The 9,592-nt window shown below is 56.9% G+C and carries 8 protein-coding genes; 3 read left to right on the top strand and 5 right to left on the bottom strand.

Annotated features, from left to right (window positions below; all coding sequences use genetic code 11):
• The first annotated feature begins 7 nt into the window (after positions 1 to 7).
• Entirely contained in the window at positions 8 to 85 is a 78-nt protein-coding gene (locus tag JCM17207_RS13895) for a hypothetical protein (protein ID WP_373871900.1), read from the top strand.
• 110 nt (positions 86 to 195) lie between these two features.
• On the opposite strand, the gene JCM17207_RS11915 is transcribed toward JCM17207_RS13895, so the two are convergent.
• The 3 genes from JCM17207_RS11915 to JCM17207_RS11905 are packed head-to-tail and all read right to left on the bottom strand — an operon-like array spanning position 196 to position 3,451.
• Positions 196 to 1,407: a DUF4129 domain-containing protein gene (locus JCM17207_RS11915; protein ID WP_238317849.1), complete on the bottom strand. Its 1,212-nt coding sequence runs from the start codon at positions 1,405 to 1,407 to the stop codon at positions 196 to 198.
• On the bottom strand, positions 1,404 to 2,510 hold the full coding sequence (locus JCM17207_RS11910; protein ID WP_238317848.1) for a DUF58 domain-containing protein: 1,107 nt from the start codon (positions 2,508 to 2,510) through the stop codon (positions 1,404 to 1,406). Before JCM17207_RS11910 ends, JCM17207_RS11915 begins: the two co-directional genes overlap by 4 nt.
• On the bottom strand, positions 2,507 to 3,451 hold the full coding sequence (locus JCM17207_RS11905) for an AAA family ATPase (protein WP_238317847.1): 945 nt from the start codon (positions 3,449 to 3,451) through the stop codon (positions 2,507 to 2,509). Before JCM17207_RS11905 ends, JCM17207_RS11910 begins: the two co-directional genes overlap by 4 nt.
• 238 nt (positions 3,452 to 3,689) lie before the next feature.
• Between JCM17207_RS11905 and JCM17207_RS11900 the strand changes: the two genes are divergently transcribed.
• Together JCM17207_RS11900 and JCM17207_RS11895 are read left to right on the top strand one after the other, a co-directional pair.
• Complete coding sequence (locus JCM17207_RS11900) at positions 3,690 to 5,549, top strand: FAD-dependent oxidoreductase (RefSeq protein WP_238317846.1); 1,860 nt, start codon at positions 3,690 to 3,692, stop codon at positions 5,547 to 5,549.
• A gap of 173 nt (positions 5,550 to 5,722) precedes the next feature.
• Positions 5,723 to 6,280: a TetR/AcrR family transcriptional regulator gene (locus JCM17207_RS11895; RefSeq protein ID WP_238317845.1), complete on the top strand. Its 558-nt coding sequence runs from the start codon at positions 5,723 to 5,725 to the stop codon at positions 6,278 to 6,280.
• Between the two features lie 321 nt (positions 6,281 to 6,601).
• On the opposite strand, the gene JCM17207_RS11890 is transcribed toward JCM17207_RS11895, so the two are convergent.
• Both JCM17207_RS11890 and JCM17207_RS11885 read right to left on the bottom strand, forming a co-directional pair.
• Positions 6,602 to 8,044, bottom strand: a complete 1,443-nt coding sequence (locus JCM17207_RS11890) for a glycoside hydrolase family 1 protein (RefSeq protein WP_238317844.1) — start codon at positions 8,042 to 8,044, stop codon at positions 6,602 to 6,604.
• A 14-nt stretch (positions 8,045 to 8,058) separates the two neighbouring features.
• Positions 8,059 to 9,561 carry a glycoside hydrolase family 1 protein gene (locus tag JCM17207_RS11885; protein WP_238317843.1) on the bottom strand — a complete coding sequence of 501 codons (1,503 nt, stop codon included), beginning with the start codon at positions 9,559 to 9,561 and terminating at the stop codon, positions 8,059 to 8,061.
• Positions 9,562 to 9,592: the final 31 nt, after the last annotated feature.

Raw genomic sequence — 9,592 nt, 5'->3', positions numbered from 1 at the left:
CGAGTACATCCACTTCTACAACCACGAGCGCCTCCAGACAAAGACTGGCCTGGCTCCGCTCTCGCTTCGCCAGGCCAGTCTTTGATTCGCTTGTTCTACCCCTTGCAGGCCTCTTTTTTGTACTGTCCGCACAATATGGGGCGGTTCACTCGTCTCCGAGTCAAGTGCCGTTTTTGTTTTTAAAAGATTCTCTATTTACTTTTGGGTTTCCAGCGCCTTTTCCAGTCGTTCCGCTGCCGCCGCATCCTGGGGCGTGGCACATTCTCCATACCGGGCCTTGAGATAAAGCCGGCGCAGCTGCTGTTCTGCATCCGGGTCCAGAAAGGGGGTACGGCCCAAACGGTCCAAACTGGTTTCGGCGGGGCCGCGGGCTGCCCCATGTTCCGCCTGCCGTTCCAAATATCTGGAATAAGCTCGCCGGACACGGGCATTGGGATGGAGAAAAAAGGAGGGCCACCGCCGTTTCATCCGGCGGGAAGTCCACTGGGTTTTCGCCGGGCCCGCCTCGGTCTGGGTCTCTTTGTTCTTTTGGAACAGATGGCGGAACAGCAGGATACAGCCCACCGCCAGCAAAAGAATCCCCACTATCTCCAGAATGCGCTCCCCATCCAGCAGCGGATCCTCATCGGAAAGAATCACCTGACCTGCAGCGGGCGACCCGCTGTCCCCTGCGGCAACATCCAGCCCCCGCTCACCACTTTGGGCGGCAATCCAATTCAGCAGCCCGGTCAGGGCGGGCATCAGGGCGTGTTCCGCCAGCCAGGCGATACCGGCCAGGGGTTTTTCCAGAATGGGCACTGCCAGGCCAAAATACACCGCTCCCACCGCCGCCTGAGCTGTGCCCAGTACCACGGGGCAGCTGAGCAGAAAACCCGCCGCCCCCAGGGCGGCCAAAGAACCGACATTCCTCAGCAGAAACCCAGGGTTTTGATATACGGCGGAAGTCTGCCGCAGCACCCGCATCAAAAAGATCTGAAGAAAAGCCGCCCAGATTGCCAGGGGCAGCGAGACGGTGAGCATCACCTCGCCGTCCCACAAAAGACTGAGGGCAAGGGCAAAGACAGGATATACTTTACAGAAGAGAACAAACACGCCTGCCTGACGACTTGCTGAGAGATGATATTCCCCCCTCGCGGCAAGATAGAAGGCGTAGAAGGCCGCCGGCAGATAGGCTGCCCGGTCCACCCAGCCCGGCAGAAACAGCAGCCCCAGCAGACAAGCCGCCCCAAAGCACCCCCGCAGGATAGGGCGCCGGGAAAAGCAGAAGGATATCCCATAACAGACCGCCGGCAAGAGCAGAATCCATTGCGGCAGCTGCCCCCCGAGACAGACGGCAAAGAAGGATGCAAATGCACCGTAGATCAGCAGATCTCCCGTCATCCACAGTCCGTGGAGAAAAGCGGTCATTCTGTCCCCTCCCTTCCGGTTTTCTCTTCCGGCCGGAGAACCAGAAGGCTGCGGCCTGCCGCCAAGGGCAGGCAGGGACGCACCCGTTCTTCCGGCTCAGTGGTAATCATGATGCAGCTGTCCTGGGTGCCGGGGGCAAAGTATTCGGCGCAGAAACGCTCGCAGCTTTGTGCAGGCTGGCCCGCAGCACGGCCCAGGATTTCCAGCACACGGCGGAAATGTTCCGGCCCATATCCCTGCCCGGTTTCCAGGGGCTTATTCCATTGGCTGCCCACCACAAGGGCCCCATGAATCAGGACATCGAAGGTAGAATTAACCGCCAGTCGGTAGATGATCGCCTTTTCTTCCAGAACCCGGCAGACCGTCCGGGCCATGGAATAGCATCTTTCCACCGCTGGCATCTGTTCTTCCGTGGGAGCATCCGCGTGGACCAGCACCACCACCCGAGGCTCGGTGGTGGAGTCGTATTTTTTGCTCACCAGCCCCAAACCCCGGGCGCTTTGTTTCCAGGAGATGGACCGCATGGGATCCTGACTGGTGTAGGGCCGATATCCCGCTGTCAGGATCGGATCCTGATACAAAAAGCGGTTGACCGACAGCTCCCCCAGAAAACCGCCCATGGCTGCATCCAAAGCCGGCAGCCCCTGCTCCCGGGGCGGAACCACAAGCTCCTGTACCCGGGACATGCGCCGGCTGATTTCGGTTATCCCCAAAAAGTCCCCGCTGCTCAGGTACAACGGCTCCAGCAGATACCGTCCCCGTTTGGAAATCCGGATCTCTACCTGATAAGATGCTTCCTGATGGGGTTTGAGCCAGGTGACATACCTAACCGTCCTGCCTTTGCCCATAAGATCTTTCTGAACATAATCTGCATCCTGAATTTCAAAGACCGGGTCCAGATGGAGTTTCAGGGAAATCTGGGGCCGCGTCCATCCCGTCTGGTTGCGTACCGTCAAGTGAAGACAAGCTGGTTCGCCCGGTTCTGCCAGCAGGTCCTCCGGAATCATCTCGGCTTCCAACCCCTCCAGGGCGTGTTTACGGGTATAGGACTGGAGCCCCAAGACCAGCGCCGCCAGGGCCAGCGCAAACAACAGGATGGTCACAGAGTTTCCAGCGGCACCGGCATGCTTTGCAGCAGCTGCTGCATCCGGTGGGCCGCCGCCTCCGCGTTCATCCCGCCGCCCAGGGTCAGCCGATGGCACAAGACCGCCGGGGCCAGCTCCTTGATATCTTCCGGGATAACATATTCTCTGCCCCGCACCGCAGCCAGGGCCTGGGATGCTTTATATAGAGCGATGGCGCCCCGGGTGGAAACGCCGCCGGCAAAACTGCTGCGGGTACGGGTCGCCTCTACCAGATCCATCAGATAATTTTTCACATCGTCGCTCACCTTGACCTCGGTATAGGCCGACCGCACATAGGCCGTCTGCTCGGGTGTCACCAGGGTTTGCAGGCTGTCCAGAACCGCCTGGGTGGAGGGCCGGGCGATGACTTCCAGCTCTTGTTCCCGCTGCATATACCCCAGGGACAATCGCATGAAAAAACGGTCCAGCTGGGCATCCGGCAGCGGGAACGTTCCAAACGATTCCAGCGGGTTTTGGGTAGCCAGAACCATAAAGGGTTCTTCCAGCCGGGTGGTGACGCCGTCCACCGTGATTTGACGCTCCTCCATGGCTTCCAGCAGGGCAGACTGGGTCCGGGGGGTGGCGCGGTTCAGCTCGTCCGCCAGCACAAAATGGCTGAACAGCGGCCCCGGCCGGAACTCAAACTCCCCGGTTTTCTGGTTGTAAAAATTGATGCCCGTCAGGTCCGACGGGAGAAGATCGGGCGTGAACTGGACCCGTTTGCAGTCTCCGCCCACCGTCCGGGCAAAAGCCCGCAGCAGCATGGTTTTCCCGGTACCGGGCTTATCCTCCAGCAGCACATGGCCGGAGCAGAGAAAGCAGACCAGAATTTTCTCGATCACATCCTCCTTGCCCAGGATCACCCTGGAACAGTTGGAGCGGATCTTTTGCGCATAGTCTGTAAATGCAGATATTTCCACAGGCGTTCTCCTTTCCTTGTATCATAATTTGCAGGACGGTATTAAAATACCATTCTGTCTTTGGTGTGTCAATGAATCCGATGGCCCAGTATGCTCAGGTGAATTCCATCTGCGGAGTCTGTCATTTCTTGGCGGAAGAAGGCAAACCCCGCTATTGACAAAAAGATCTCAATCTGCTATATTTCAAGTTGACCGTTCGTCTATATACGAAAAAAGACTTAACGAGGAGGAATTTTATATGAGACGAATTCGCAGTGTGCTTGCCGGCTTGCTGGCGGCAGCCATGCTGCTGAGCGGATGCGCGGGTCAGCCGGCATCTTCTCAAGCGGCATCTTCCCAGGCGGAATCCAATTCCGCCATCGCGGTGGAGTTCACCCCCGGCAGCTATGAAGGCACCGGCAAAGGCTATGCCGGCGACATCAAAGTTTCGGTTACCGTGGATCAGAACAGCATCACCGGGATTGAAGTGCTCGAGCAGAACGAAACCGAGGGGGTAGGCGGCGCCGCTCTGCCCACCCTGGTGGATCGGGTTTTGGACACTCAGAGCCTGGCGATTGACGCCGTTGCCGGCGCCACCTATACCAGCCAGGGCTTCCTGGAGGCCGTAACCCAGGCAATCGAAGCCACCGGCGCAGACCCCGCTTCCCTGAGCCAGAGCCAGAGCGGCTCCCAGGAGCCCAAAGAAACCGTCAGCCTGACCACTGACGTTGTGGTTGTGGGCGCCGGCGGTGCGGGTCTGGCTGCTGCTCTGACGGCTGTTCAGGGCGGTGCCGATGTCATTGTGCTGGAAAAGATGGCCATGGTGGGCGGCGCTTCCGCTATGGCAGGCGGCGGCACCAACGCCACCGGCAGCCAGTGGCAGCAGGAATACGGCATTGAGGACAGCCCCGAGGCCTACTTTATGGACATTATGAAAAATGGCCATTATTACAGCGACGCCCGCACCCTTTGGCTCTACGCCAACACCCAGGGCGCCGCGTTTGACTGGCTGGTTGCCGAAGACGGCGCTGCACTGCCCTATAACAACACCCAGCCCGGCCCCTCTGCGGAGCACACCTATGGCCGGACCTTCTCTCCCCAGGGCGGCGGCGCTGGTGTGGTGAATGGCCTGGAAAGCGCTCTGGAAAACCTGGGCATTGAGATTATGCTGGAGACTCCTGCCCAGGAGCTGATCGTAACCGACGGCGTGGTGACGGGCGTCAAGGCGCTGGGTTCCGACGGCACCCCCTATGAGATCACCGCCGAGAGCGTTATTCTGGCTACCGGCGGCTATGGCGCAGATACCGATATGCTGCCGGAGGAAGTTTCCGTCCTGCCCTACGCCGGTGCAGTGTCTGCCACTGGCGACGGCCTGAAGATGGCAACGGCCATCGGCGCCGATGCCATCAACCTGGACAAGGTCAACATTCAGCCCCACAGCATTATCCTGCCGGATGGCCGGGGTCAGCACACCTTCCAGGGGTGCCTGGCCATGTACAACAAAACTGGCTCTGTCCTGGTGTCTGACCAGGGCGTCCGATTTGTCAACGAGCAGGGCACCGCAAACACCATCATTGCAGGGATGCGCCAGAATGAGAGCTCCTACCTGATCATGGACGCTGCTTCCTTCGAGACCTATACTCAGACCTGCATCGCCTCCCACAACTACACCCAGGAACAGCTGGACCAGTGGCTGGAAGCCAACGGCACCTCTACCCCGGTTTTCGCCCACGCAGAAACCCTGGAAGATCTGGCCTCCATTCTGGACATGCCGGCCGGTGCTCTGACCGAGACTGTGGAGCGCTATAACGGCTTTGTGGCAGCGGGCGAAGATTCCGATTTCGGCCGCAAGGTAACTGCCCCCATGGGCGAAGGCCCCTACTACGCAGTGGAAATGAACCTGCGTTACTATGCAACCCTGGGCGGCCTGCATATCAATGACACCATGCAGGTTCTGGACACCAATGGTCAGCCGATCCCCGGCCTGTATGCGGCTGGCGAAGTGGTCGGCGGCGTGGTCGGCGATATCTATGCCACCGGCTCTCTGTTCGGCTGGGCTATGACCAGCGGCCACAACGCTGGTCTTGCCGTCACCGGTCAGACTGTGTTTGAAGACTAATCCGGCTTTTAAGCTCATTTCGAAAGCCCTCCCCGGAAAATTTTCCAGGGAGGGCTTTTACTTTCAGCCAATATTGACACACAAGACCACGCCGTGCTATTGTATCATAAAACGAAAGCGGACAAGGGGGCGTTTTTTTGAACAACAAAAGCGCAGAGAAAAAAATCCGTATTTTGCGAGCTGCATCCGAACTTTTTTCGCACAACGGCTACTCCGGAACCGGCATTGCCGAGATTGTGACGGCCTGCCAGATTCCAAAGGGGTCCTTCTACTATTATTTCCCCAGAGGGAAAGAACAGCTTGCCAGCGAGGTCATCCGCTTTGCCTACGAACAGATGGCCGCTGGTATTCAAGCGCATATTTTTTCCGTATCAAACGACGCCCGGGAAGTCTTTTGCGGGATGCTGAAGCACCTGACCAGCCGTTTTAGCAGAGATTATCATTTTGCCTCTCTGGTAATCACCTTCATGGGTCTGGAAGCCGTTTATATCAGCGAAGAAGTCTCCCACCAGGCCAAGCTTGTCTACGAGGATTGGCAGAATCTTTATCGAGACAAGCTCCTTTCCTGCGGGTACTCCCCCTCGGAAGCCGACCAATACAGCCTGATCCTTTTCACCCTGATCCACGGCGCTCTGATCTCCTGCTGGATCAAACAGGACACCGGAGATTTGCTGCGCATGACCGAGCAAATTCCGGCGCTGCTGCCCCCTCCAAAAAGTTCTCTTTCATGAATTTCCCCATACCATTCATACTGGCAAACGAGCTGGTCTTTTTGTCAAAATACGAATTCTCCCGATTTTTTTCGCTCTGCCCGGTCAAAAGGCATTCTGAATGACCGGGTCAAAAGCGCAGCCAGAACAAAACAGAGCGCACGGGCGCTCTTCCCTCCTGAAAGAAAGCCGTTTTTTGAATGGAGTCTTTTATCACTCAAAGCGGGATGGCTGGAATTTTCAACACTCTCATTGTAACTGCAACTCAAACACCACAAAATACCCCCTTTGCAGCGGGCAAGTCTGAGCCCTCGTGCTGTAAAGGGGGTATTTTTGATTGTCTTACTCTAAATTCTTGCCGTTGGTGGCAATCACATTTTTGTACCAGTAAAAGCTGTCCTTCTTATATCGTTTGCATTCCCGGACTTCGTCGTCGGTTCGGTCCACATAGATAAAACCGTACCGTTTGGTGATGCCGTTGCTGGTGGAAAGCAGATCAAAGGCAGACCAGGGGTTATACCCCAGCACCTCTGCGCCGTTTTCAATAGCGGCCTTCATCGCTTTGATGTGCTCCCGCAGATATTCGATCCGATAGGGGTCATGGATGGATCCGTCGGCCTCCAATTTGTCGTATGCACCGAAGCCGTTTTCACAGATCATCACGGGGATATGATAGCGGTCGTGGATGTCCTCCAGCACATATTGCATGCCCATGGGGTCGATGGGCATGGAGAAATCGGTGGCCCCGATGGTCTCGTTCAGGCAGCCTTCAAACAGATCCGGCTGAACTTCATAGGTCACATGGCCGCCCTTTCCGATCTTATTGTTTTGTTTGGCGCGCCGAGCCAGGCCCGGGGTAGGCGCTTTCACACATTGGCTCTGGTAATAGTTAATCCCCAGGAAATCGAAGCATTCCGCTCCCCTCTTGATGAGCTCCAGATCCCCCTGCTGTATCTCGAACATCAGCCCCTGCCGTTCCAGGTATTTGAGGACCGAGGGGGTATAAACGCCCTTGATGTAAGCATCCATATAGAAATTGTTTTTAAAAGCGTTGGCACCTTTGGCCGCCATCACATCCCGCGGGTCGCAGCTGTGGGGATAATAGGGCGCCATATCCAACGCCGCACCGCATTTGCCGCCCGGCACCAGCTCATGGACGGCAATGGCCGCCTTGGCATGGGCCAGATTCATATAGTGGTTGGCCTGGTAGCGGAATTTCGGGTCGAACTGCTGTTCCTTGGTGATCTTGTTCTTTCGGTCGATGTAGTTGACCACAATGCTCTGCTCGTTGATGGTGAGCCAGTATTTCACCTGGCTGCCGTATTCCTTGCAGAGAAAGCGGGCGTACTCCTCAAACTCATCCACAATGGCCCGAGTCCCCCAGCCGCCCCGCTCCACTGTGGCCATGGGCAGATCATAATGCCACATGGTCACAATCGGCTCAATGTTATGGGCTTTGAGTTCGTCGATCAGATTGTGGTAAAATGCGACGCCTTTGGGGTTGGGTGCCCCGATGCCATCGGGCAGAACCCGCGCCCAGTTGATGGAAAACCGGTAGGAAGTAAACCCCATCTCTGCCATCAGGGCCACATCCTCTTTGTAATGGTGATAGTGGTCCGACGCCACCGAACAGTCGGCATAGCCGTATTCCTGGTGAATCTCCCGGTTGATCACGTCCTGCTGGTTTTCTTTTTTGCCGTCCTCCAGCGCGGCACCCTCACATTGATAGGCGCTGGTGGATGCCCCCCACAAGAATCCTTCGGGGAAACTCTTCACTACATCCATCGTTTCTTCCCTCCTTACAGTCCGTTGTTGGCAATGATTTCTTTGTAGCGGTAGTAGCTCTCCTTGATGGAGCGGTGCAGGTCGCCCGTGCCATCGTTGTGGCGGTCCACATAGACAAAACCATACCGTTTGCGCATCTCGCCGGTGCCGGAGGACACCAGGTCCAGCGGGCCCCACCACAGATAGCCCAGAACGTTGCAGCCGTCCTCGATGGCCAGCGCCACCTGCTTCAAGTGTTCTTCCAGAAATTTCACCCGTTCCGGGTCCTGAATCCTCTGGCCGGGAATCTCGGTTTCGTCCAGACCCAGGCCATTTTCCATAATAAACAGAGGTTTATGGTACCGGTCGGTATACTCCTCCAGCACATAGCGCAGGCCCAGAGGGTCCAGAGGGAAATTCCAGGGGCTGGGGCTATACTCGGTGATATAAGGGTTTTTCACTTTGCGGCTGCCTTTGGTCAGGGTTCCCTCAAAGAACTCGGCCCCCACCGCCGCATTGCAAACGTTGGAGTAGTAATAGCTGAACCCGATGTAGTCCACCGTGTTGTCTCGAATGAGCTCCAGCTCTCCCTCCCGGATATCCGGCTGGATGCCCTGGTCCTTCCACATCTTCCGCAGGTACTCCGGGTAGACGCCGGCCGCCATAATATCCGTAAAGAGGAAGGTATTCCGGCGGGCGTCCAGGGTCGCCAGCACATCCCGGGGATCGCAGGAAGCGGGATAGGTCGCCAGGTGGGAACCCGCAATCATGCAGCCGATCCGGCCGCCGGGCATCAGGTCATGGAAGAGGCGGACACACTGAGCGTTGGCCACCATAGCATTGTGCAAAGCCTGATGCAGTTCTTTCTGGGTATAGTTTGCGGCAAAATCCACTGTATCGGGGTCGGTATGGCTGGGCATGACGCCGCCCGCCGCAAAGGGCATCCGAAAAATGTTGTTGATCTCATTGAAAGTCAGCCAATATTTCACCTTGGCGCCATACCGGCGGAAAATCACATTGCAGTAATTCAGGAAAAAACCGATCATCTTTCGGTTGGACCAGCCGTTATACTCGCACATCAGGTGGAGCGGAGTGTCAAAGTGGGTGATGGTGACGATGGGCTCCATTCCCAGAGAGAGCATGGTGTCGAACAGGTCGTCATAATGCTTGAGCCCCGCCTCGTTGGGGGCCAGCTCGTCCCCGTTGGGGAAGATCCGCGCCCAGGAAATGGAGGTACGGAAGCAGTTCATCCCCATGCCCGCCATCAGCTGCAAATCCTCTTTATAACGATGGTAAAAGTCGATGGCCTCGTGGGCCAGGTAGACTTTATCCGGGTTGAGGCAGATCTCATACTTTTGGGTTTGGGGGTTATACTTCACCCCGGGGGTATGCCCGTCGGTGATGATGCCCACCATGACGTCGGTGGCCTGGGGCTTTTTGCCGTCCTCCAGCCAGGCCCCTTCGGTCTGGTTGGCTGCAATGGCCCCGCCCCAGAGAAACCCTTCCGGGAACGTATACTGCAATTTTCTATCGGTCATATTTCTTCCCCTCTCTTAATAAAAAGGGCAC

Source organism: Faecalibacterium gallinarum, from assembly GCF_022180365.1.
Classification (GTDB): Bacteria; Bacillota; Clostridia; order Oscillospirales; family Ruminococcaceae; genus Faecalibacterium; species Faecalibacterium gallinarum.
Note: the sequence above shows the minus strand (reverse complement) of the source record. Positions and strands in the feature narration are given on the sequence as shown.

Bases quoted from the DNA above. Each gene is read 5' to 3' on its own strand.
- JCM17207_RS11915 (WP_238317849.1), bottom strand. From the start codon at position 1,407: ATGACCGCTTTTCTCCACGGACTGTGGATGACGGGAGATCTGCTGATC.
- JCM17207_RS11900 (WP_238317846.1), top strand. From the start codon at position 3,690: ATGAGACGAATTCGCAGTGTGCTTGCCGGCTTGCTGGCGGCAGCCATG.
- JCM17207_RS11890 (WP_238317844.1), bottom strand. From the start codon at position 8,044: ATGGATGTAGTGAAGAGTTTCCCCGAAGGATTCTTGTGGGGGGCATCC.
- JCM17207_RS11885 (WP_238317843.1), bottom strand. From the start codon at position 9,561: ATGACCGATAGAAAATTGCAGTATACGTTCCCGGAAGGGTTTCTCTGG.